Source organism: Streptomyces sp. NPDC046759 (assembly GCF_040645475.1).
Taxonomy (GTDB): domain Bacteria; phylum Actinomycetota; class Actinomycetes; order Streptomycetales; family Streptomycetaceae; genus Streptomyces.
The window spans coordinates 24,339-46,161 of sequence record NZ_JBEYYJ010000004.1 but is presented as its reverse complement, the minus strand read 5'-3'; the positions used below and the strand labels follow the sequence as shown (position 1 = coordinate 46,161).

The window sequence follows — 21,823 nt, the reverse complement described above, 5'->3', positions numbered from 1 at the left end:
GGGACCTACCGTCGCAGACATGACTGAGCAGGAGGTGCGCTGGACCGCGGAACAGGTGCTGTCACTGGCGCCTGACGCCGCGTCACGTACAGCGGGAGGCAAGCTCGGCCACGCCGGTCCGTGGTCCGGGGCGGGCAGTGGAGAGGGGACGGTGTGGGGGCTGTGCAAGGGCAGCGGCAGCAGGCCGTATCAGACGGTGGTCGACCTCGCGGGTGCGGCCGGACCGGCGTCCAAGTGCAGTTGCCCGAGCCGTAAGTTCCCGTGCAAGCACGCGCTCGGACTGCTCCTGCTGTGGGCCCGCGGCGACGGCTCGGTGCCGGCCGCCGCCGAGCCACCGGACTGGGCCGAGCAGTGGCTCGCGGGCAGACGCGAGCGCGCCGGGACAAAGCAGACCCGCACACCGGGAAGCTCGGGGTCCGCCGATCCGGAGGCGGCGCGGCGGCGGGCCGAGCGCCGGGCCGAGCGGGTCACCGCAGGCGCGACGGAGCTGGAGCAGCGCCTCGCCGACCTCCTGCGCGGCGGCCTGGCCACGGCCGAGCAGAGGGGGTACGGCCTGTGGGACGAGACGGCGGCCCGCATGGTCGACGCCCAGGCACCCGGACTCGCCGCTCGGGTGCGGGAGCTGGGGGCGATACCGGCGTCCGGAGCGGGCTGGCCGGCCCGGCTGCTGGAGGAATGCGCCCTGCTGCACCTGCTCGACCAAGGCTGGCTGCACCACGACCGGCTGCCGGACGCCCTCGCGGCCACGGTCCGCTCCCGGCTGGGCCTGCCCGCCGCCGGGGGTGAACGGGTCCGCGACCGCTGGCTGGTCCTCGCCCAGTACGACACGGCGGACGCGAAACTGACGACCCGCCGGATATGGGTGCACGGTGCCGCCTCGGGCCGCACCCGGCTGCTGCTGTCCTACGGCGCGGCCGGCCGGGCTCCGGAGCTGTCGCTGCCGGTCGGTCTGGCCCTGGACGCGGAGCTGTCCACCCCTCCGGGGGCCGGTGGGTCCAGGTCCGCCCTGCGCGAGCGGTTCGCCCCGCCCGCACCGGCCGCCTTCCGCCCGCCGGGCACGACCACCGCCGAGGCGGCGGCCCGCTACGGCGAGGCGCTGCGCGACGACCCCTGGCTGGAGTCCATCCCGGTGACGCTGGATCGGGTGATACCGGTCCCGGACGGCGAGCTGTGGCAGCTGGCCGACGCCGGCACGGACTGCGCCCTCCCACTGACCCGGGCCGCCCGTTCCCGCCCCGGCCTGTGGCGGCTGGTCGCCCTGTCCGGCGGTGTCCCGGTCACGGTCTTCGGCGAGTGCGGCCACCGCGGTTTCACCCCGCTCACCGCCTGGCCGCAGGGCGCGGGCGAGGCGGTACCGCTGTGCTGAGCCGCCTGCCGCGCACGGAGGGCACCGGCACCCCTCGGACACTCGCAGCGAAGGGAACGGGATGAACAGGATGAATTGGATGGACGGGACGGCCTCGGCCGACCGGGGCGCCAGGACCCCGGCAGGCTCCTGGGAGGACCTGGTCACCGCCGCTCTCCTCGGCACCGACCGGCGCCCCGCGGCGTACGTCGGGTCCGGCCGCCGGGCACCGCTGGCGCTGCTCGACGAGGCCGCCGTGGCGACCGTGCGGCGACGGGCCGGACTGCGGCCCGCGCGGGCGGCGCGCCTGCCGGAACCGGCGCCCGGAGATCCACGCCCTGCGCTGCCCGCTGCGGCGGCCCGCAGACTCGCCACACTGCTGGCCGGCCGTTCCGCGGGCGGGACCGGTGGCCGCCGGGGCAGCTCACCGGACCTCATGGAACTGCTCCCGCAGTGGCTCGCCGCCGCCAACGCACACGGATACGCGGCGCCCCCGCAGGCGCTTCCCGCCCTGCTCGACGCGGCCCGGGGCCGCACCGACCTGCGCCCGGCGGCGCTGGCCTTCGCGGGCCCGCGCGCGCTGTGGCTGGCCAGGCTGAACCCGGACTGGCGCTTCGCGCTGCGCGCCGCTCCGGGCGGTGGTGCCGCACTGCCCGACCCCGGGGACGGCGAGGGGGTCCGCCGGCTGTGGCAGGAAGGGCTGTTCGCCGAGCGGGTGGCCCTGCTGGGCGCGCTGCGCGCCGGTGCGCCCGGGCTCGCACGCGAACTGCTCGCGTCGACCTGGCCGACGGAGCGGGCGGAGGACCGGCTGATGTTCCTGGACTCGCTGCGCAGGGGCCTGTCCCCAGCGGACGAGCCGTTTCTGGAACAGGCGCTGGGCGATCGCAGCCGCAACGTGCGGGCGACGGCCGCGGAACTGCTGTCGGCACTGCCCGCGTCCGCGCTCGCCGCGCGCATGGCCGTACGAGCCGGGGCTTGTGTGGCCCTGGACCACACGGGGCACTCCTCGGCGATCGTGGTGGAAGCGCCGCACGCCTGCGACTCCGGTATGGAACGGGACGGCGTGGTGGCCACGCCCCCCGCCGGAAGAGGAGAACGGTCGTGGTGGCTGGGGCAGTTGGTGGAGGCGGCCCCGCTCGCCACATGGCGTGGACGGCTCGGCGGCCGGACGGCGCGGGAGATCGTGGCGCTTCCGGTCACGGACGGCTGGCAGGGCGAACTGCACGCCGCCTGGTGCCGGGCGGCGGTGCGGCAGCGGGACACCGAGTGGTCGAGGGCACTGCTCGGCTCACCGTCGGCGCCGGAAGCCGGCGGGCCGGGAGCGGTGTCGCTGGCGGAGCGGGCGAAGCTGCTGGCCGCTCTGGAACCGACGGAACGGGCAGCGTGGGTGGCCGGCTTCATCGCCGCCCACGGCCTGTCGGAGGCGTTCCAGCTGCTCGGGGTGTGCGCGGTGCCCTGGGCGGAACCGCTGGGCCGGTCCGTCGTGGACGCGCTCAACATCGCGCGTGACGCGGGCAGTTACCCGTGGAGCTTCAGCGGGGTGATGGGGCTGGCCGAACGCTGCCTGGACCCCGCGGAGGCCACCCGCCTGGAGGCCCTGCTGGCGATACCCGACGAACACGAGGACGCCGCGCCGGGAGCCGGGGGCTACTGGGCGGAGGCGTTCCAGCGGCTGGTGACCACGTTGCGGCTGCGCGCGGCGATGGCCGGGGAGCTGGCCCCGGACCACCCCCCGCTCACCGGACCGTCGGCTCAGCCTCCGGACGCGGCCGGCTGACGCACGTTCTCCCGCACCCACTCCACGATCGACGTGGTCGTCGCGCCCGGTGTGAAGATCTCCGCGACGCCCTTCTCCTTCAGCGGCGGGATGTCCTCCTCCGGGATGATGCCGCCGCCGAAGACGAGGATGTCCTGCGCGTCGCGCTCCTTGAGCAGGTCGATCACCGCGGCGAACAGCGTGTTGTGCGCGCCGGAGAGGATGGACAGACCGATGGCGTCGGCGTCCTCCTGGATGGCGGTGCCCACGATCTGCTCGGGCGTCTGGTGGAGCCCGGTGTAGATGACCTCCATACCGGCGTCGCGCAGGGCCCGCGCGATGACCTTGGCCCCGCGATCGTGGCCGTCGAGCCCCGGCTTGGCGACCACCACGCGGATCGGACCGGCTGCCACACCCATCACTGCCTCCATCAAACGACCCCGGAAGCGATCGCTTCCGTCCGTAACGACAAGTACCGCACTTTTGGCGCGTTCCGCCACCCGTCGCGAAGTGAACGAACGTTATCTCCAGCATCCCGCAACCGGCAGTTTTACGGTGCGCAGCGAGGGGGAAATCACATGGTGGGACATCAGGGCACACGGGGGATCGAGCCGTCCTCCGGCGTGCCGACAGGAGGTCGGCCATGAAGGTCACCGGGGTACTGCCGCTGTTTCTCCCGCTCTGCCGCCGCCTGTGGCCCGGCAGACTCGCCGGACTCTCCGTCGCCCTGCTGAAAGCCACCGCCCTCGAAGCCGCGATTCTGGCCGGTCACCTGCTGCTCTATCCGACCGGTCTCATCCAGGAATCCCGCTGCCCCGCCCCGTCCACCGGGGACGGAGCCACCCGGCTGCCGGTCCGGTCCGGCCCGCCCGTGGTGCTGCTGCACGGTTTCATCGACAACCGCTCCGTGTTCGTGCTGCTGCGCCGCAGCCTCGCCCAGCACGGCGGGCAGCGCGTCATCTCGCTCAATTACTCCCCGCTGACCTGCGACATCCGCGCCGCCGCCGAGCTGCTCGGCCGGCACGTCGAGGAGATCTGCGAGCGCACGGGCAGCGACCGGGTCGACATCGTGGGGCACAGCCTCGGCGGGCTGATCGCCCGTTATTACGCACAGTGCCTGGGCGGCGACCTGCGGGTGCGCACGCTCGTCACGCTGGGTACACCGCACTCGGGGACCAGCGCGGCGCCACTGGCCAACGCCCATCCGATCGTGCGCCAGATGCGGCCTGGTTCGCAGGTCATCGAGGAGCTGGCCCGCCCCGCGCCCGGCTGCCGTACCCGGTTCGTCAGTTTCTGGAGCGATCTGGACTCCGTGATGGTGCCGCTGGAGACGGCGCGCCTGGAGCACCCCGACCTCGACGCGCAGAACGTCCGGGTCACCGGCATCGGGCATCTCGCCCTGCCCGTGCACCCCGCCGTCGCGGCCGGAATACGCGAGGCCCTGGACGCCGCACACCCCGGTGACCGGGTGACCGGTGGTCTGACGGTGGCGTGACACGACCGGCAGCGGACGCACAGGTGACCAACGGTCACTGCACATCGAACGTCAATCGAACTCTCGGCCAAGCTCGTGCCCGGCGCCCCCGAAACGCCGCCGAATGCCCGTTTCCGGCCCACGCGAAACCACCGGAAGATTGTCGCGCCCAGGTACCGGCGGGTACAGTCACCGCACTGCTCTGGCAGCCCCTGTTGTCGAGGCGAAAGAGAAGTTGGTGAACGACCGTCACCCGTCGGGGACCATGACCACCCCGGCCCCGGCTTCCGACGCCTCCGCCACGCACTGCGCGCCGTACGGGACGCATGAAGCCCCCTACGGTGACCTCACCACGTACGGCGGCTACGACGCCAGCGGTTTGCCGGCCGGCACCGGCACCTTCTCCACGGACCCCCTCTTCGGCAGCCTGCCCGGCCAGCAGATCACCAGCCCGTACGACAGCACGCAGTGGCAGACCGGGCAGAGTCCGAACTACGCCCCGTACGCGGCCCAGCATCACGCCGCCTACGACTCCGGTGTCCACGACACCACCGCCTGGACGTTCCCTGCCCAGGCGACGGGCAACGACATCAGCGGTCAGTGGGACGCCGGCGCCTGGCTGGGGCCCGACCAGTCCGGCATCGCCGAGCCGACCCAGCAGTGGGTCTGGGGCACCCAGACCTTCGAGACGGGCACGTACGACGCCACGCAGTGGAACTCCAGTGGCCAGGCCGTGCCGGCGGAGCCCGAGCAGTCTGCCGAACCGTTCGGCCAGCAGGCCACCGCGACGTTCGACCAGGTCGGCGACCCACAGGCCACCGCGGCCTTCCCGCAGGCCCCGTACGACGGGCATGCGCCGTACGAGGAGGAAACGCCGTACGAGGACGAAGCGCCGTACGAGGACGAGGCGCCGTACGACACCGCCTCGGGTGAAGCGCACTCCGGCGACGGCGACCTCGACGCGGCCGGTGAACTGCCCGCCGCGGCGCCCGGCCTGCTGGACGACCAGGAGGAGAGCGCGCCCACGGCCCGCGCCGGCTCGCGCAGCGGCGCGCGCTCCCGCCGTCGCCCGCCCGCCAAGCGCTCCGCGCTGCTGACCGTCGCCGTCCCCTCGGCCTGTGTGATGGGCGTCGCCGGGATCGCCGCCGCCTCGGTCGGGGCGCTGACCGACGACGGCAAGGAGACCACCGCCTCGGCCTCGGACCCGCACGCGGTCAAGCCGTCGGTCGCCAACAGCAAGCTGGACAGCCAGCTCAGGACCCTCTCCGCCGGCGCCGAGAACTTCGCCGACCGGGCGAGCCGCACGCAGGAGCGGATCGACCTCAAGAACCAGCAGGAGCTGCAGAAGAAGAAGGCCGCCGCGGAGGCCGCGCTCAAGGAGCGGCTGCGCCCCAAGTTCGTGCTGCCGGTCACCCAGAAGGGGCTCAGCGCCTACTTCGGCCAGGCCGGTGTGAACTGGATGTCCGTCCACACCGGCATCGACTTCCCGGTCGCGTACGGCACCACGGTGATGGCCGCGACCGACGGCGTCGTCTCCACCAAGTGGAACAGCGCCTACGGCAACATGATGATCTTGACGGCGAAGGACGGCACGCAGACCTGGTACTGCCACCTGTCCAGCTACCGGGTGCCCGCCGGGACATCCGTCCAGGCCGGCCAGCCGATCGCCTACTCCGGCAACTCCGGCAACTCCACGGGTCCGCACCTGCACTTCGAGGTACGGCCCGCGGGCGGGGCGGCGATAGACCCGCTGCCGTGGCTGCGGAGCCACGGGCTCGATCCGACGTAGGCCCCGGGGGCTGCGCCCCCGGACCTCCTAGAGCTTCTCCACCGGCGCATACCGCAGCAGCAGCCGCTTCGGCTTGGCGTCGCCGAAGTCGATCGTCGCCTCCGCGTTCCCGCCCGTGCCCTTCACGGCGACCACCGTGCCGAGTCCGAACTGGTCGTGGGTGACCCGGTCCCCGACAGCCAGCGCCACCACCGGCTTCTCCGCCGTGCGCCGCGTGGCGAAGCCGGACGCGCCCGACGCCGAGGAACGCGAGCGGGTCGAGGACAGCGAGGCCGCGATCCCGGAGGCCGGGCCGGAAGGTGCCGGCGCCATCGATCCCGTCCGCTTCCACTCCACATGGGCGGGCGGGATCTCCTCCAGGAAGCGGGACGGCGGGTTGTACGACGGCTGTCCCCAGGCGCTGCGCATCGCCGACCGCGTGAGGTAGAGCCGCTCCCGCGCGCGCGTGATGCCGACGTACGCCAGGCGCCGCTCCTCCTCCAGCTCCTTGGTCTGGCCGAGGGCACGCATGTGCGGGAAGACGCCGTCCTCCATGCCGGTCAGGAACACGACCGGGAACTCCAGGCCCTTCGCGGTGTGCAGGGTCATCAGGGTGATGACGCCGTCGCCGTCCTCCTCGTCCGGGATCTGGTCGGAGTCGGCGACCAGGGCGACCTGCTCCAGGAAGTCGGCGAGCGTGCCCGTTTCGCCCTCCGCGCGTTCCTGCTCGAACTCCAGTGCCACGGCGGCGAGTTCCTGGAGGTTTTCGATGCGGGTCTCGTCCTGCGGATCGGTGGACGCCTGCAACTCGGCCAGGTAGCCGGTGCGTTCGAGTATGGCCTCCAGCACGGTCGCCGGTCCGGCGCCGGACTCCACGATCGTGCGCAGGTCCTCCATCAGCGTGTTGAACCGCTTGACCGCGTTGGTGGAGCGCGCGGCCATGCCGTACGCCTCGTCCACGCGCTTGAGCGCCTGCGGGAAGCTGATCTTCTCGCGCTGGGCGAGGGCGTCGATCATCGCCTCCGCGCGCTCGCCGATGCCGCGCTTGGGGACGTTGAGGATGCGGCGCAGCGGCACCGAGTCCTCCGGGTTGGCGAGGACACGCAGGTAGGCCAGGACGTCCCGGACCTCCTTGCGCTCGTAGAAGCGGACACCGCCGACGACCTTGTAGGGCAGGCCGACGCGGATGAAGACCTCTTCGAAGACGCGGGACTGCGCGTTGGTGCGGTAGAAGACGGCGACGTCGCCGGCCTTGGCCTCGCCCGCGTCCACCAGGCGGTCTATCTCGTCGGCGACGAACTGGGCCTCGTCGTGCTCGGTGTCGGCGACATAGCCGGTGATGCGCGCGCCCTGGCCGGCGTTGGTCCACAGGTTCTTCGGGCGGCGGGACTCGTTGCGCTCGATGACCGCGTTGGCGGCGGACAGGATCGTCTGTGTGGAGCGGTAGTTCTGCTCCAGCAGGATCGTCGTCGCGTTCGGGTAGTCCTCCTCGAACTGGAGGATGTTGCGGATCGTCGCGCCACGGAAGGCGTAGATCGACTGGTCCGCGTCACCCACGACGCACAGCTCGGCGGGCGGCAGGTCGTACTCCCCGGGCGGGGTGTCGGCGTCCTCGGGGGCACGCTCGCCGGTGCCGACCAGCTCGCGGACCAGGGCGTACTGGGCGTGGTTGGTGTCCTGGTACTCGTCGACCAGGACGTGGCGGAAGCGGCGGCGGTAGTGCTCGGCGACGTCCGGGAAGGCGCGCAGCAGGTTGACCGTCGTCATGATCAGGTCGTCGAAGTCGAGCGCGTTGGCCTCGCGCAGCCGCGACTGGTAGAGCGCGTAGGCCTGCGCGAGGGTCTTCTCGAATCCGTCGGTGGCCTGGGAAGCGAAGTCCTCCTCGTCGATCAGCTCGTTCTTCAGGTTACTGATCTTCGCGCTGAACGACTTCGGCGGGAAGCGCTTGGGATCGAGGTCCAGGTCGCGGCAGACCAGGGCCATCAGGCGCTTCGAGTCCGCGGCGTCGTAGATGGAGAACGACGACGTGAAGCCGAGCTTCTTCGACTCCCGGCGCAGGATGCGCACGCACGCGCTGTGGAAGGTCATCACCCACATCGCGTTCGCGCGCGGCCCGACGAGCTGCTCGACGCGTTCCTTCATCTCGCCCGCGGCCTTGTTGGTGAAGGTGATCGCGAGGATCTGGCCCGGGTGGACGTTCCGCTCGGCGAGCAGGTGGGCGATGCGGTGGGTGAGCACACGGGTCTTGCCGGAACCGGCGCCCGCGACGATGAGCAGCGGGGACCCGGCGTGGACGACCGCGGCGCGTTGGTTCTCGTTCAGCCCCTCCAGCAGCGCCGCCGCGTCGAGCGGGGGGCGGGGGGCGCCGTCGCGGTAGTAGGCGTCCCGGTCCGGCGGCACGTCGAACTTCCCGCCGAACAGATCGTCCGGAATCGACTCCGGTACGTGATCGTCCTCGGGCGGCGGCGGGGGCTCCTCCTCGCGCCCGCGAGAGGGCTGGAGGTCCGCCAGGAAGCTGTCGTCAAAGAGGCTGCTCATCGCTCTCCGAGTCTAGGGCGCCCCACCGACAACCGGTCGCCGTCCCGGAAAGACGACTGTCACAGGCGGACCGGCAGAGCCCCTCGGGCGGATCGCCAGAACTCCTCGGGCCGACCGCCAGAACCCCTCACGCTGCGGAATCACCCGATGACGGGAACGCGGTACCGAGCCCAGATCACGAAAATGTATCGGACATATCGCGCACCAACCTTCACACTTGTCACACCAGTTGGCTAGGTTGCCGTCAGGCCGCGTGCGCGGCCTCCGCCGAGTCCGGCGCGCCCGCGTGGTGCGTGGAGCCGGGGACCCACCGATCCCGGGGTGAATCGGCCGACTCCCACAGGGACGACGCCGTAGGGCAACCCTTCCGAACCGCCGCCCGAACCCGACAGCTAACCCGGTAGGCGGCCCATTGGAAGGAGTCGCCTCCCTTGGCGTCGCACCGCAAGCCGCGCCCCGGCGGAACCACCGCAGCGGGCCTGCGCACCCCCGCCCTCGCCACCGCCGCCCTCACCTCCATGGCCGTCTTCTCCCAGACCGCCGAGGCCGTACCGCGCACCGATCACCACACGCCGAGCCTGGAGGAGGTCGAGAAGAAGGTCGACGACCTCTACCGCCAGGCGGAGTCGGCGACCGAGAAGTACGACGCGGCCAAGGAACGGACCGGCAAGCAGCGCGGACGCGTCGACGCCCTGCGCAACGACGTCGCCCGGCGCACCGCACGCCTCAACAAGGCCCGCGAGGAACTGGGCTCCTTCGCCGCGGCCCAGTACCGCACCGGCGCCGCCGCCCCCGACACGGCCACCTTCCTGCTGGCCGACGACCCGCAGGACTACTTCGACCAGACGCAGCTGATGAACCGGCTGACCTCGCGCGAGAAGAGCGCGGTCGACGCCTACATCGGCGATCAGGCCGCGACCATGAAGAAGCGGCGGGAGGCCGCGGCGAGCCTGCAGACGCTGACCGACTCGCAGCACGACCTGCAGACCGCCAAGGCCACCGTCCAGAAGAAGCTGGCCTCCGCGCGCGAGCTGCTGTCGCAGCTGACGGTCCAGGAGAAGGCGCGGCTGGCCGCCATCGAGCGGGAGAGACAGCAGGAGGCGGCGCGCAAGGCGGCCGAGCTGGCGAAGCAGCAGGCCCAGCAGCAGGCCGCCTCGTCGTCGTCCTCGTCGACGCAGTCCGGTTCCGGTTCGACGGGCACCGGCTCGGCCGGTTCCACGGCGTCCAGCTCGTACGACACGAAGGCGGAGAAGGCGATCGCCTTCGCCCGCGCCCAGATCGGCAAGCCGTACGTGTGGGGCGCCACCGGGCCGGACTCCTACGACTGCTCGGGCCTCACCCAGGCCGCCTGGAGGGCCGCCGGTGTCACGCTTCCGCGCACCACGTACGAGCAGGTCGACACGGGCACCACGGTCTCGCTCGCCAACGCGCGGCCGGGCGATCTGATCTTCTTCTACGACGACATCAGCCACGTCGGCGTCTACATAGGCGACGGCATGATGATCCACGCCCCGAAGCCGGGCGCGTACGTCCGCGAGGAGTCCATCTACTACGGCGGTGAATCGATCATCCACAGCGTGGTCCGACCCGGCTGACCGCCGCCGGGCGCGCCGGGACGTACGACCGGCCCTTCCGGGCTCCACGCGTGCGTGCCGGCCTCCGGGCGCCGGAGCGTGCACGCACGCGTGCTTACCGGCGCCCGTGCGGCCACGCGTGCGTACCGGCCTCCGTGCGGCCACGCGTGCGTAGTGGCGTTTTCGCTCTTCACGCGCGCGGGCCCTTCACCGGTGGGGCGCTGCCGCTCCCTAGTGCTGTGACCGGAAAGGTTTGCTGGAGAGCTCGCGGCGTCCGGTGCTGGGGGCACCTCCCACGCCTTCAGGCAGTGGGGGAGCATCGCAAGGCGGAGCGTCGCCCGCGTACGGGATGTACTTGGGTGAGGCGACAACGCGGCGAGGTGCCGGGCCGGGCGTCGCGAGCCGGTGAACCTTTCCGGTCGCAGCACTAGCATCGGGCGCATGCGCGGCATCTCGGCTCTGCGCGCGTGGTGGGAGGAGCGGTCCCCCGCGGCCGGGTCCGCAGTGATGGCGACCGGCATCCTGTCGGTCGGGCTGCACCAGACCGGCGCCGAGACGGCCTCCCTGTTGGCGTTGGCGATGACAGCCGTCGCCTGGGCGGCCCTGGCGGCCGGCTTCGCCTTGCGGCTCGTCAGCGAGCGCCGGCGCTGGGTGAACGAGGCGGAGAGTCCCGGCTCGCTCACCGCCGTCGCCGCGACGGCGGTGATCGCCACCCGGGTCGCGATGCTGGGCCTGCAGGCCCTGGCCGAGGCGCTGCTGGCGCTCGCGGCACTGCTCTGGCCGGCGCTGCTCGTCCTGGTCGTACGGCACTTTAGGCCGCGCATGCCCGGCGCGGTGTTCCTGTGCTGCGTGGCCACGGAGGCGCTCGCCGTGTCGGCCGCCACACTGGCCGCCGCCGAGCGCACGGCGTGGCTCGCGCACACCGCGCTGGTGGTGTTCTGGCTGGGTCTGTTGCTCTACGTCCTCGCGCTGGTCCACTTCGACGCACGGCAGGTGCTGCGGGGAGCGGGCGACCAGTGGATCGCGGGCGGGGCGCTCGCCATCTCGGCGCTGGCCGGCACGAAGCTGCTCATGGCCTCGGACACGGGCATGTACCTGTGGAACGACGACGACCGCGGCGTGCTGCGCACCGTGACGATCGCGCTGCTCGTGCTGGATCTGGCCGGCTACGTCGTACTGCTGGCCGCCGAGGCGGCACCTCCCCGCCACGGCTACCACGTGCTGCGCTGGTCGACGGTGTTCCCGATGGGGATGACGGCGGTGGCGACGCTGTCCGTCGCCACCGGCCTCGGCGTCCTGTGGCTCAGCCTGCCGGGCCGGGTGCTCCTGTGGGTGGCAGTGGCTGCGTGGTTCGCTGTCGCCGCGGGTGCGCTGCTCGCGGCGTGCTCCGGGGACGGGGACGGGGACGGTTGACCGTCAGGTCCACAGCACGGCGATGAAGATGTTCGTCATGGTCAGCAGGCCGACCAGCCCGAACATCCCCTTGTCGATCTTCTCCTCGTCGCGCTTCACATAGACCAGCCCGAGGATCACGATCAGCAGCGCCAGCTTGATGCCGATCTTGATGGTGTTGACGTGGTGGTCGTCGGCCTGATTGAGGCCGACCAGGACCACGCCGGTGACGAGCATGGTCAGCGCGCCGTGCAGCATCCCGGGGACGAACCGGGCCGCGCCCTGGCCCATCGCCTTCATCTGGGTGAGGAAACCGCCGAGCAGCGCGGCGATGCCGATGATGTGCAGGCCGACGAAGAGGTGGATGAGTACGCCCATGGGGCCGGAGCCTAACCAGGGGCACAGGGGCCGCCGGTCACCGGCCCCCGGCCACGGCGGCCGGCGATCAAACATGGACGGCTTGCATATATGCGCTCCATAGCACCCCATGCCTCCCGACCACCCCCGTTTCGACGCTTCGGTCATTACGCTGCGTGAAGACGACGAGTCGAGAACGGCAATTCGGTCACATAAGGTCACGCTTTGATCCGTCGGGACCAGTTCCGCACACTGCGTTACCTGCTCGTCACACCCGGGCCTACCGTCCTCCCCCAGGTGACCGGCTCCCCGCCGCCGCCCGAGCCAGGGGCGGCCGTCGGCCACCACCGCCGAGAAAGGTCCGGCGGTGGCCCGCTTCCCCTGTGCGGGCCGCCGCCGGACGCACACACCCCTCGGACGTACGAGTCGTACGGAAGGACGTGACGGTCCAGGTGGCAGCGCACCGCAAGCCCCGGCAACGCCCTATCGGGGGTCCCACGGCCCGCACGGCCCTCACGCTCGCCCTGGCGGGTGCGGCCACCGCGACGGGGTTCGACGGGACGGGCCATGCCGAGCCGCAGCTCACACCGGCACAGGTGAAGACCGAGGTGGACAAGCTGTACAAGGAGGCCGAGGCCGCGACCGAGACGTACGACGGCGCGAAGGAGAAGGCGGACAGCGCGCAGCGGCGGCTGAACGGCCTGCGGGACGAGACCGCACGCAAACAGGCGAACCTCAACAGCACCCGGGACACGCTGGGCTCGTTCGCGGCGGCGCAGTACCGCGAGGGCGGCTTCGCCCCGGCCTGGCAGCTGGCCCTTTCCGGCGACCCCGACCGGTACCTGGACGACGCCGCGTTCGCGGAGCGTGCCGGCGAGCGGCAGACCGCCGCCGTGTCGCAGGTGCGTGAACAGCTGCGGGAGATCGAGCAGTTGCGCGGCGCCGCGCGCGTCGAGCTGACGTCCCTGTGGTCATGGCAGGCGCAGCTGCGGCGCCAGAAGAAGGTGATCACCGGCAGGCTGGACGAGGCCCGGCGCCTGCTGGCCCAGCTCACCCCGAAGCAGCGGGCCGAGGCCACCGGCGACGACGGCACGGCCGGACGGGCCTCCCGCTCGGCCTCGGACACCCGGGACACGCCGGAGCCGGCCGCGTCGGACACGGCCGCGAACGGGCGTGCCGCGGCGGCCGTCTCCTACGCCTACGCCAAGCTCGGCAGCCCCTACGTCTGGGGCGCGACCGGCCCGAACGCCTTCGACTGCTCGGGCCTGGTGCAGGCCGCCTACCGCTTTGCCGGCATCTCCCTGCCCCGCACCACCTACGCCCAGATCAACGCGGGCCGGCGCGTAGCCCTCTCCGAACTCCAGCCCGGCGACCTGGTGTTCTTCTACGCCGGGATCAGTCACGTCGGCATCTACATCGGCAACGGCCAGATGATCCACGCACCGAACCCGTCGGCCCCGGTGCGGGTGGCACCGATCGACGAGATGCCGTTCGCGGGGGCGACCCGGGTGGCGTGAGGGCGGCGCCCGCAGGGGTCAGACCAGCCGGCGGGCCGTCGCCCAGCGGGTCAGCTCGTGGCGGTTGGACAGCTGGAGCTTGCGCAGGACCGCCGAGACATGGGACTCGACCGTCTTCACCGAGATGAACAGCTGCTTGGCGATCTCCTTGTAGGCGTAGCCACGGGCGATCAGACGCAGCACCTCGCGCTCTCGCTGGGTGAGGCGGTCCAGGTCCTCGTCCACGGGCGGGGCGTCGGTGGAGGCGAAGGCGTCCAGCACGAACCCTGCCAGCCGGGGGGAGAAGACGGCGTCGCCCTCCTGGACGCGGAAGATCGAGTCGACCAGGTCGGCGCCGGTGATGGTCTTGGTGACATAGCCGCGGGCGCCTCCCCGGATCACCCCGATCACGTCCTCCGCCGCGTCCGACACGGACAGCGCGAGGAAGCGGACGGGACTCTCGGTGTCGGCCGTCAGCGCCGCGCACCGGCGCAGCACTTCGACGCCGCCGCCGCCCGGCAGGTGGACGTCGAGGAGGACCACCTCGGGCCGGGTCGCCGTGATGACCGTGACCGCCTGGTCGACGTCCGCGGCCTCGCCGACCACCTCGACGCCGGTCTCGGCGGTCTGCCCGATCTCGGCCTGGACGCCGGTGCGGAACATCCGGTGGTCGTCGACGAGGACCACCCGTACGTGCCGTCCGCCCGCGCCGCCGTCGGCGCCCGGGGACCCCGCCGCTCCCGCGGCTCCCGCCGTGCCCTTCGCCTCGCTCATGACGTCTTCTCCACCCTCTCCATCTCCAGCTCGACCTCCGTGCCGCCGCCCGGCACCGACCGCAGCCGGGCCGTGCCGCCGTGGCGCTCCATGCGGCCGATGATCGATTCTCTGACGCCCATGCGGTCGGCGGGTATCGAGTCCAGGTCGAAGCCGGGGCCACGGTCGCGCACGGAGACGAAGACCGTCCTCCCCTCGACTTCGGCATAGACCTGTACGGCGCCGCCCTCGCCACCGTACTTGGCCGCGTTCACCATCGCCTCGCGCGCGGCCTGCATCTGCGCGCCGGTCCTCTCGTCCAGGGCGCAGTCGCCGACGACGACGACCTCGATGGGCACTCCGTGCTTGTCCTCCACCTCCGCGGCGCTGCGCCGCACCGCCTCGGCGACCGTGTCCGGCCCGTCGGCCTCGTCCTTGCCGGTGCCCTCCGGCTTGTACAGCCAGGTGCGCAGGTCGCGCTCCTGGGCGCGGGCGAGGCGACGCACCTCGCCGGCGTTGTCCGCGTTGCGCTGGATCAGGGTGAGGGTGTGCAGCACGGAGTCGTGGACGTGGGCGGCGACCTCCGCGCGCTCCTGGGCGCGGATGCGCATCAGGCGCTCCTCGGACAGGTCCTGGGTCATACGGACCAGGTACGGGCCGGCGAGCAGCGTGATGCCGACGAGGACGGCGAGGGCCGCCTGGAGGACCGCGCCGAGATGGGCGGCCGAGCCCTGCATCACGAACACGGCGGAGACCCCGGCCGTGACGAGCAGGACACCACCGGCCGCGCGCAGCAGGGTGAGTGTGCGGCGCCGGCGGCCGGCCTCGACCCAGCGGGCTCTGCGGGCGTTGTCCGCCTGGCGCCAGACGAGGGCGACACCGGCGGCGACGAGGACGGCGGGCAGCAGATACGCCTTGGCCGCGCTGGTGAGATTGACGCTGCTCACGAAGACCATGGACACGATGACCATGAGGAGCAGCGCGACGATCTGGCCGCGGTCCGGCTTGCGGGCCACGAGTCTGCGGCGGCCGCCCGGCACGGTCTCCGCGGTGACCGGCGGCTTGTGGTCTCCGACGCCGCCGACGCCGAGCGGGACGAAGAACCAGAACGCCGCGTACAGCAGCGCGCCGAGGCCGTTGGCCATGAACAGGCCGACGAAGGCGAGCCGGACCCAGATGACGGGCAGCCCGAGATGCCCGGCGAGGCCCCGCGCCACTCCGCCGAGCCAGCGTCCGTCACTGCTGCGGTAGAGCTTGCGCGGCGGCCGCGGGTCGTCGGCTGTCAGGCTTGCGGCTTCCGGCATGCCAACGATGGTCACATGACCAGCGGATCCAGGCATCAGGGTCGGCCCCCGATACGCCCCTGATCTTCCCGGGGCAGGGGCGGGCGAACGCCGGGCCGGGTCGGTCGCGTGCCGCTCGAACGGTTCCCGGCTCCGCCTCGGGGCCGATTTCAGGGTTCGGCCAGGGTCGTCCCGGCTGCCGCGGCGGCGCCCCGGCCGTCACCATGGACCCATGACGGATCACGAGCACGCCGCGACGGGTCCGGGACCCGGCCCCGGCCCGCGCCCGGCCCCGGGCACCGGACCGACGGATGCCGCGCCCGCCGCGACGGAGAGGGGAGCGGCCGGCGCCGGCACCCGCACGCACGCCGACGCACCGCGACAGGAAGAGGAGCAGCCCCCCGCCGAGACCCCCGACCGGTTCCGGCGCGACCGGCGGCACAAGATGATCGCGGGCGTGTGCGCGGGTGTCGGCCGGCACACCGACATGGATCCGGTGATCTTCCGGATCACCCTGGCCGTGCTGTCCGCGACCGGTGGCATCGGCCTGATCTTCTACGGCTTCGCCTGGCTCCTGGTGCCGTACGAGGACGAGGAGGAGAACGAGGTCCGCAAGCTGCTGACGGGCCGGGTCGACGGCCAGGCGCTCGCCGCCGTGCTGTTCGCCCTGGTCGGCTGCGGGGTCTTGCTGACCATGCTGAGAAACGGCGGGGTGCTGGCCTTCGCCGTGGTGCTCTCCCTGCTGCTGGCCGGCGCAGGGTACTGGTCGCGGCGCCGTGGTGCCCCCGATCCCGATCCGCTCGCCGCGCAGGCTGCCGCGGACGCCCCGCCGGAGGCCCAGGCCCCGCCGGTCGTCACGATCTATCCGTCCTGGTGGCGGGACCCGATCGTCAAGGACGGCACGCATGTGGGCGGGACCGGCTATCTGTGGGGGCCCGGCGACGCCCGCGAGCGGGACCTCACCTCGGTGGTCGACGTCCGCATCGCCACCCCGTGGACCCCTCACGGCTCCGTACAGCCGCAGCCCGCCGCTCCCCCGAGACCGCGCGGCCCGCGGTGGATCGGCGGCTGGGTGTTCCTGCTCGCCCTGGTGGCGGGCGGCCTGGGCACCGGGCTGACCTGGCACACGCATCCGCTGGGCACCAGTCTGCAGACCGGTCTGGCGTGTGCGCTGGCGGTGTTCGGCCTGGGTGTCACGGTCAGCGCGTTCCTGGGGCGCACCGGAGCGGGGACGGTGTTCCTGGCGATCGTCACGGCGGCGCTGCTCGCCGGCGCGGCGGCCCTGCCCAGGGACATCACCACCCAGTGGAGAGACACCTCCTGGAAGCCCGCGGCGACGGCGCAGGTGCGGCCGGCGTACGACCTCGGCACGGGGCGCGGCACGCTGGACCTGAGCCAAGTGCGCCCGGGCAAGGGACGGACGGTCGCGACGGACGCCCATGTGGGCGCCGGACAGCTGAGGGTGGTCGTGCCGGCGGACGCGACCGTGCGGATGGACATCAAGGTGGGCGTCGGCGACATCCGGTTGCCCGGCGACAGCAGGAAGGACGTGGACGTGCAGCCGCGCAGGCTCGAGAACGTGACGCTGACACCGGCCAAGGGCGCCAAGGACGCCGGCACGCTGGACCTCACGCTAGGGGTCGGTGTGGGAGAGGTGGAGGTCAGCCGTGCTGCGTCATGAGTTCCAGCCCGGGAAGCTGGTCGCCGGGCTCTTCCTCACCGCCACCGGTGTGGCCTTCGCGGGGGACGCGGACGGCCTGTGGGAGACGCCGTGGTTCGCGGTCGTCCCGCTGATCGTGGGCGGCTTGTGGCTCGCCGGTGTCACGGCGCTCCTGGCCCGGGGCATACGCAGACGGCGCGGCGCGGAGCGCGGTTAGGCACGCTGCCGGAAGTGCCGGGATCCGCAGTCGGGCCGTCGGCTTGGCCCAGCCGGCGGACGTCCCGCCGTCCTGCCGGTCCCGCCACGCCGCCGTCCCATGCCGGTCCCGGCCGCCCCGTCGTCCCACCGGTCCCGGCCGTCCGTCAGCGGTAGCCGCCCAGCTGGTGTCGGCGTCGGGAACGCCAGGCCGCGTCTGCCGAGAGGTAGGGGGCACCGGCGAGGACGAGGGGGATCCAGGCCATCAGGTAGGCGAGGTCGTTGCCGTAGTAGTAGGGGGTCGTCGCCCAGCTCACCGTCAGCCACAGGCTGAGCGAGATCAGCGCGCCGCCGAGCGCGGCCAGCCGGGCCAGCAGACCCAGCAGGGTGCCGATGCCGACGACCAGTTCACCGAGGGCGATGCCGTAGCCGAAGCCGACCGGGGCCTTCAGGGCCAGGTCGACGAGGGCCGGGATGGCGGCGGAGTCGCGGGCCGAGCGCATGGTGTCGCCGATGGACCCGGCGCCGCCGGACTTCATGAAAGCGCTGTCGGTGAGCTTGTCCAGGCCGGCGTAGATGAAAGTGACGCCGAGGAAGACGCGCAGCGGAAGGAGAGCGTAATGCCCGGCGGTGTCCCGCCAACCGCGCAGGCCGTTCAGCCGGTTCAGATGCGTGTCCGTCCGGGTGCCGTGAGTCATCTCCGCCAGCCGCCTTTCGCCCGCCGTACCGCCCCTTCCTTGACCATACGTATGACAAGGGGGCGCAGTTCAATCCCGTCCCGGACGTTTTTCCGAATTTCGGTTCGGTGCGCGGCCTGGGTGCGACAGGACCGGACGGGATCCGTCGGCCGATCGGTCTGCTGCACGCCCACCGGCCGGTCGGCAGATCGGTCTGCTGCACGCCCGCCGCTCAGTCGTTCCGCCGTCCACCGGGTCAGTCGGTCAGTCGGTCCGCCGTCCACCGGGTCAGTCGGTCACCTGGACGATGCACCGGTTGGTCGCCACCCCGGCCGCGGTGATCACCTGCACCTCCACGGCCCCGGGCTCGACCTCGACCGGCACGGGGACGGTCAGGACGGTGTCGGTGGGATTGCGGAAGCCGCCGGTGACGGGCACCAGCGGCACATGGACGTCGACGGCGCCGACACGGACCACCATGCGGGAGAGCCGGTCGGCGCTCTGGGCGCCGGGCGGTACGAAACCGGCACCACGGATCTCGATGTCGTCGCCGGTGCGGATCGGACCGTCCAGGTCACCGGGTTCGCGGGCGCGTACCACGGAGAGCACGACCGGGCGGCCGCCCTCGGCGTACTTGCCGGCCAGGTAGGTCAGGGCCGAGATCAGCACCACCACGGCCAGCCCCCAGGGCAGGTCGGGCAGTTGGTCGGGGCGGCGGGTCAGCCGTACGGCGGCGAACAGCAGGGCGACGGCGCTGACGGCGACGTACTGGATGTCGGTGAAGGCGCCCCGGCCGGAGTCGTCGGTGAGCAGGTCGGCGGCGCGTGGCCGGTGGGCCGGGACCTTCTGCAGCCGCTGTGCGACGACACGCAGGCCCACCACCCGCCGGACCAGGACGGCGATGCCGCAGACGACGGCCAGGACGGTCACCGCGCCGGCGCCGCGCGCGAGGCCGAGGCCGGAGATCAGCGCATCGCGTTCGGCGTGGTCGGAGGCGGCGGCCAGACGCCCCGCGAGCAGCAGGATCGCGTAACCGAGGAACAGCACCCAACAGGCGGCCACGGTACGCGAGGTGGACATCCGGTTGTCCTCGCCGATCACCGGCGCCAGCGGCCCGCCGCGGGCCCGGTGCAGCAAGGAGGCGGCACTGAGCGCACAGGCGACGACCAGCGCTGCGGCCAGGGCCGCGGTGCGGGCGGTGGTCCAGCCCGCACCGATCGCGGTGAGCGCCTCGCCGAGCAGCAGCGCGAGGACCGCGCCCCACACCGCGCACACCGTCCGCAGCCACAGCCGGCCGAGCCACGCCTCGCCCTCGGCGCGGCCGCGTTCGGCGACGGCCTCCGCCCGCTGGGTCAGTTCCTCGGAGACCCACTGCCGGGAGGCCGAGGCGGAGTGCGCCACGGCCGGCGGCAGACCCTGGCCGGCCGCGAACTCGTCGCGCAGGCGCAGGAACGCGGCGACGGCCCGCCGGTGCCCCTCCCGGACGCCGTGCGGACAGCCACCGCAGGTGCAGCCGCCCTCGTGGATCCCGTCGGCATCCGTGCCCTGTCTCGCCTCCTGCACCGCCACGACCGGCGCCCGCCTTCCCCACGACCTTCCGGCACGGCTGGCGGGCCCTCGAAGGGCCTTCCCGCCGCCGTGCAACTCCCCTGCGTCGACAGCGAATTGTGCCCTACGGCGGGCCGTGCGGGACCGTCGGGCCGGCGCATGCCGGGTGAAGTTCGGGCCGCCGTGTTGACCCGGCTGCGAGAATTCCCTCATGGCCGAGATCATCCAGCGGGACGGGACCTGGGCCTTCGACGGCAGCACGATCCGGATCACCCCCGGACTGCACCGCTGCGTGCCGCTGTTCCGGCAGACGTACGGGGAGATCTCCGTGCCGCTGGAGGCCGTGTCGGACGTCGTCCACGAACCCGAGCGCAGGCGCGGCCGGCTGCGGATGCGGCTGCGCGAGGGCGCCGACCCGCTGCTGCAGGCGACGGGCGGGCGGCTGCCGGACGCGGCCGACCCCTACCGGCTGACGGTGGACACGGACCGCGGCGGGATCGCGGAGTACGTCGCCGAGGAGATCCGGCACGCCCTGCTCCTCGACCGGATCCCCAAGGGGCCCACGACCGGCTATCTGCTGCCGGGCCCGCCGGTGCCGGTGTCCGTGCGGTCCTCCGACGGCACGGTCTCCTTCGACGGCACGCAGGTGCGCATCGACTGGGCCGACACCTCCGACCGGGTCAAACGCGCGACCGGCCCGCGGATCATCGCCCTCGGCGACCTGGTCCAGGTGGAGTGGCTGCCCAACTGCGGGTACGAGGACGGTTTCCTGCGGTTCGTGACCCCGGAGACGGTGTTCTCCCAGCTGCCGCCCGAGCGGGACCCCTACACCCTGGACCTGTGGGGCAGTGTGCGGCGCGATCTGCTGACCGCGCTGATCGCGACGGCCGTCACCGCCCGGCTGCCGCATCCCTCCACCCGCACCGGCGGCGGGCACGACGGGCGTTCGCGGCAGCGGACGGCCGTACCGGCACAGGGTGAGCACCATGACGTCCTGCTGCGCCGGCTGCGGGAGCTGGGCGAGCTGCACCGGGACGGGGTGCTCACGGACGAGGAGTTCGCGATGACCAAGGCCGTCGTGCTCAGAGGCTTCAGCTGAGCAGATCCGGTTCGCTGCGGCTGATGTCCTGCCACAGGGGCTGATAGTTGATCCAGGCCACCAGGTCGCCGCCGAGCTGTTCGCGGGTGGCGACGGCCAGTTTGTGGTCGATGAGGACGGGACGGCCGGCCGCCCTGGCCGTCAGCTGCACCTGACAGGACCGCTCCATGGACATGAACCACCAGGCGGCGGCGTCCACCGAGTCGCCGACGGTGAGCAGTCCGTGGTTGCGCATCACCAGCGCCTTGCGGGAGCCGAGCGCCCCGGCGATACGGCGGCCTTCCTCGACGTCGACGGTGACACCGGTGTAGGCGTCGTAGAGCGCCACGTCCTCGTAGAAGGCGCAGCTCTCCTGGGTGATGGGGTCGATCAGCTCGCCGAGCGCGGCGAGGGCGCGCCCGTACACGGAGTGGCAGTGGGCGACGGCGACGACGTCCGGGCGGGCGTCGTGCACCTGGGCGTGCACGGTGAACGCGGCCTGGTTGACGTGGTAGCGGCCCTCGACGACCTGACCGTCCCGGTTGGCGAGGACGAGATCGCTGACGGTGACGTGCTTGAAGGGCATCCCGAACGGGTTGACCCAGAAGCAGTCGGTGAACTCCGGGTCGCGGGCGGTGATGTGCCCGGAGACCCCGTCCTCGAGCCCGGCCCGCCCGAAGATCCGCAGGGCTCCGGCGAGCCGCTCCTTGCGGTGCCGGCGCTCGTCCTCCACCGACTCGTGCATCGGCGGCATGGCGAACTGCAGCTGGTCGGTGGGCAGCGGCAGGGGCGGGGTGGGCCCGGGCATAGGTCCTCCAGCGCGCTGGGATTGCTGTACGAGCCGGAAGTTACCGTCGGTCAGCGCAAAAGGGCAGAGCCGTTTTGTAAAGATGACGTACGCGACGCATACCCGACACGGGCTGTCGTGT

General features: G+C 72.5%; 18 protein-coding genes and 1 riboswitch. Of the genes, 10 read left to right on the top strand and 8 right to left on the bottom strand.

The genetic code is table 11. The features are described from left to right. The first annotated feature begins 19 nt into the window (after nucleotides 1–19). Nucleotides 20–1,366 (top strand): SWIM zinc finger family protein, encoded by a 1,347-nt coding sequence (locus ABZ919_RS06835; protein WP_361243569.1) that lies wholly within the window; start codon nucleotides 20–22, stop codon nucleotides 1,364–1,366. A 70-nt stretch (nucleotides 1,367–1,436) separates the two neighbouring features. Beyond that, nucleotides 1,437–3,122: a DUF5691 domain-containing protein gene (locus ABZ919_RS06830; RefSeq protein WP_361244078.1), complete on the top strand. Its 1,686-nt coding sequence runs from the start codon at nucleotides 1,437–1,439 to the stop codon at nucleotides 3,120–3,122. Here ABZ919_RS06830 and ABZ919_RS06825 read toward each other — a convergent pair. Then, nucleotides 3,098–3,520, bottom strand: coding sequence for a cobalamin B12-binding domain-containing protein (locus ABZ919_RS06825; RefSeq protein WP_361243567.1), 423 nt, complete (start codon nucleotides 3,518–3,520; stop codon nucleotides 3,098–3,100). The two genes, ABZ919_RS06830 and ABZ919_RS06825, sit on opposite strands and share 25 nt — an antisense overlap. A gap of 224 nt (nucleotides 3,521–3,744) precedes the next feature. Between ABZ919_RS06825 and ABZ919_RS06820 the strand changes: the two genes are divergently transcribed. Both ABZ919_RS06820 and ABZ919_RS06815 read left to right on the top strand, forming a co-directional pair. Beyond that, on the top strand, nucleotides 3,745–4,596 hold the full coding sequence (locus ABZ919_RS06820; RefSeq protein ID WP_361243566.1) for an alpha/beta fold hydrolase: 852 nt from the start codon (nucleotides 3,745–3,747) through the stop codon (nucleotides 4,594–4,596). A gap of 217 nt (nucleotides 4,597–4,813) precedes the next feature. Beyond that, nucleotides 4,814–6,364: a M23 family metallopeptidase gene (locus ABZ919_RS06815; protein WP_361243564.1), complete on the top strand. Its 1,551-nt coding sequence runs from the start codon at nucleotides 4,814–4,816 to the stop codon at nucleotides 6,362–6,364. Between the two features lie 27 nt (nucleotides 6,365–6,391). On the opposite strand, the gene pcrA is transcribed toward ABZ919_RS06815, so the two are convergent. Then, nucleotides 6,392–8,881, bottom strand: a complete 2,490-nt coding sequence (gene pcrA / locus ABZ919_RS06810) for a DNA helicase PcrA (protein ID WP_361243562.1) — start codon at nucleotides 8,879–8,881, stop codon at nucleotides 6,392–6,394. A 255-nt stretch (nucleotides 8,882–9,136) separates the two neighbouring features. After that, a riboswitch (cyclic di-AMP (ydaO/yuaA leader) is annotated at nucleotides 9,137–9,305 on the top strand. A gap of 7 nt (nucleotides 9,306–9,312) precedes the next feature. Between pcrA and ABZ919_RS06805 the strand changes: the two genes are divergently transcribed. Both ABZ919_RS06805 and ABZ919_RS06800 read left to right on the top strand, forming a co-directional pair. Then, nucleotides 9,313–10,476 carry an NlpC/P60 family protein gene (locus ABZ919_RS06805; protein WP_361243560.1) on the top strand — a complete coding sequence of 388 codons (1,164 nt, stop codon included), beginning with the start codon at nucleotides 9,313–9,315 and terminating at the stop codon, nucleotides 10,474–10,476. A 420-nt stretch (nucleotides 10,477–10,896) separates the two neighbouring features. Next, nucleotides 10,897–11,868 carry a hypothetical protein gene (locus tag ABZ919_RS06800; RefSeq protein ID WP_361243559.1) on the top strand — a complete coding sequence of 324 codons (972 nt, stop codon included), beginning with the start codon at nucleotides 10,897–10,899 and terminating at the stop codon, nucleotides 11,866–11,868. Between the two features lie 3 nt (nucleotides 11,869–11,871). Here the strand turns inward: ABZ919_RS06800 and ABZ919_RS06795 are convergent, their stop codons facing one another. Continuing rightward, complete coding sequence (locus tag ABZ919_RS06795; RefSeq protein WP_361243558.1) at nucleotides 11,872–12,225, bottom strand: hypothetical protein; 354 nt, start codon at nucleotides 12,223–12,225, stop codon at nucleotides 11,872–11,874. 431 nt (nucleotides 12,226–12,656) lie between these two features. Here ABZ919_RS06795 and ABZ919_RS06790 point away from each other — a divergent pair, with 431 nt between their 5' ends. Continuing rightward, nucleotides 12,657–13,721, top strand: a complete 1,065-nt coding sequence (locus ABZ919_RS06790) for a C40 family peptidase (protein ID WP_361244076.1) — start codon at nucleotides 12,657–12,659, stop codon at nucleotides 13,719–13,721. An 18-nt stretch (nucleotides 13,722–13,739) separates the two neighbouring features. On the opposite strand, the gene ABZ919_RS06785 is transcribed toward ABZ919_RS06790, so the two are convergent. After that, the gene (locus ABZ919_RS06785; RefSeq protein ID WP_361243556.1) at nucleotides 13,740–14,474 is read right to left on the bottom strand and encodes a response regulator transcription factor; all 735 of its coding nucleotides are present in this window, start codon (nucleotides 14,472–14,474) and stop codon (nucleotides 13,740–13,742) included. Then, on the bottom strand, nucleotides 14,471–15,757 hold the full coding sequence (locus ABZ919_RS06780; RefSeq protein ID WP_361243554.1) for a PspC domain-containing protein: 1,287 nt from the start codon (nucleotides 15,755–15,757) through the stop codon (nucleotides 14,471–14,473). Before ABZ919_RS06780 ends, ABZ919_RS06785 begins: the two co-directional genes overlap by 4 nt. A 211-nt stretch (nucleotides 15,758–15,968) precedes the next feature. Between ABZ919_RS06780 and ABZ919_RS06775 the strand changes: the two genes are divergently transcribed. Both ABZ919_RS06775 and ABZ919_RS06770 read left to right on the top strand, forming a co-directional pair. Then, nucleotides 15,969–17,417, top strand: a complete 1,449-nt coding sequence (locus ABZ919_RS06775; RefSeq protein ID WP_361243552.1) for a PspC domain-containing protein — start codon at nucleotides 15,969–15,971, stop codon at nucleotides 17,415–17,417. Beyond that, a complete protein-coding gene (locus ABZ919_RS06770) occupies nucleotides 17,404–17,613 on the top strand; it encodes a hypothetical protein (RefSeq protein ID WP_361243550.1) in 210 nt (69 codons plus the stop codon). The genes ABZ919_RS06775 and ABZ919_RS06770 overlap by 14 nt, the downstream gene beginning before the upstream one ends. A gap of 145 nt (nucleotides 17,614–17,758) precedes the next feature. Here ABZ919_RS06770 and ABZ919_RS06765 read toward each other — a convergent pair whose 3' ends face one another. Both ABZ919_RS06765 and ABZ919_RS06760 read right to left on the bottom strand, forming a co-directional pair. Then, complete coding sequence (locus ABZ919_RS06765; RefSeq protein WP_361243548.1) at nucleotides 17,759–18,289, bottom strand: DoxX family membrane protein; 531 nt, start codon at nucleotides 18,287–18,289, stop codon at nucleotides 17,759–17,761. A gap of 267 nt (nucleotides 18,290–18,556) precedes the next feature. Beyond that, nucleotides 18,557–19,837, bottom strand: coding sequence for a hypothetical protein (locus ABZ919_RS06760; protein WP_361243546.1), 1,281 nt, complete (start codon nucleotides 19,835–19,837; stop codon nucleotides 18,557–18,559). Nucleotides 19,838–20,027: 190 nt separating this feature from the next. On the opposite strand from ABZ919_RS06760, the gene ABZ919_RS06755 reads away from it, so the two are divergent. Next, the gene (locus ABZ919_RS06755) at nucleotides 20,028–20,915 is read left to right on the top strand and encodes a DUF4429 domain-containing protein (RefSeq protein WP_361243544.1); all 888 of its coding nucleotides are present in this window, start codon (nucleotides 20,028–20,030) and stop codon (nucleotides 20,913–20,915) included. Here ABZ919_RS06755 and ABZ919_RS06750 read toward each other — a convergent pair. Continuing rightward, entirely contained in the window at nucleotides 20,908–21,702 is a 795-nt protein-coding gene (locus ABZ919_RS06750) for a class II aldolase/adducin family protein (RefSeq protein WP_361243543.1), read from the bottom strand. The genes ABZ919_RS06755 and ABZ919_RS06750 overlap by 8 nt on opposite strands. Between the last annotated feature and the right edge of the window lie 121 nt (nucleotides 21,703–21,823).

Excerpts from the sequence above, each read along its gene's own strand:
- ABZ919_RS06750 (WP_361243543.1), bottom strand. The coding sequence starts at position 21,702 with ATGCCCGGGCCCACCCCGCCCCTGCCGCTGCCCACCGACCAGCTGCAG.
- ABZ919_RS06835 (WP_361243569.1), top strand. The coding sequence starts at position 20 with ATGACTGAGCAGGAGGTGCGCTGGACCGCGGAACAGGTGCTGTCACTG.
- ABZ919_RS06825 (WP_361243567.1), bottom strand. The coding sequence starts at position 3,520 with ATGGGTGTGGCAGCCGGTCCGATCCGCGTGGTGGTCGCCAAGCCGGGG.
- ABZ919_RS06775 (WP_361243552.1), top strand. The coding sequence starts at position 15,969 with ATGACGGATCACGAGCACGCCGCGACGGGTCCGGGACCCGGCCCCGGC.
- ABZ919_RS06820 (WP_361243566.1), top strand. The coding sequence starts at position 3,745 with ATGAAGGTCACCGGGGTACTGCCGCTGTTTCTCCCGCTCTGCCGCCGC.
- ABZ919_RS06755 (WP_361243544.1), top strand. The coding sequence starts at position 20,028 with ATGGCCGAGATCATCCAGCGGGACGGGACCTGGGCCTTCGACGGCAGC.
- ABZ919_RS06800 (WP_361243559.1), top strand. The coding sequence starts at position 10,897 with ATGCGCGGCATCTCGGCTCTGCGCGCGTGGTGGGAGGAGCGGTCCCCC.
- ABZ919_RS06765 (WP_361243548.1), bottom strand. The coding sequence starts at position 18,289 with ATGACTCACGGCACCCGGACGGACACGCATCTGAACCGGCTGAACGGC.
- ABZ919_RS06830 (WP_361244078.1), top strand. The coding sequence starts at position 1,437 with ATGAATTGGATGGACGGGACGGCCTCGGCCGACCGGGGCGCCAGGACC.
- pcrA (WP_361243562.1), bottom strand. The coding sequence starts at position 8,881 with ATGAGCAGCCTCTTTGACGACAGCTTCCTGGCGGACCTCCAGCCCTCT.
- ABZ919_RS06780 (WP_361243554.1), bottom strand. The coding sequence starts at position 15,757 with ATGCCGGAAGCCGCAAGCCTGACAGCCGACGACCCGCGGCCGCCGCGC.
- ABZ919_RS06795 (WP_361243558.1), bottom strand. The coding sequence starts at position 12,225 with ATGGGCGTACTCATCCACCTCTTCGTCGGCCTGCACATCATCGGCATC.
- ABZ919_RS06785 (WP_361243556.1), bottom strand. The coding sequence starts at position 14,474 with ATGAGCGAGGCGAAGGGCACGGCGGGAGCCGCGGGAGCGGCGGGGTCC.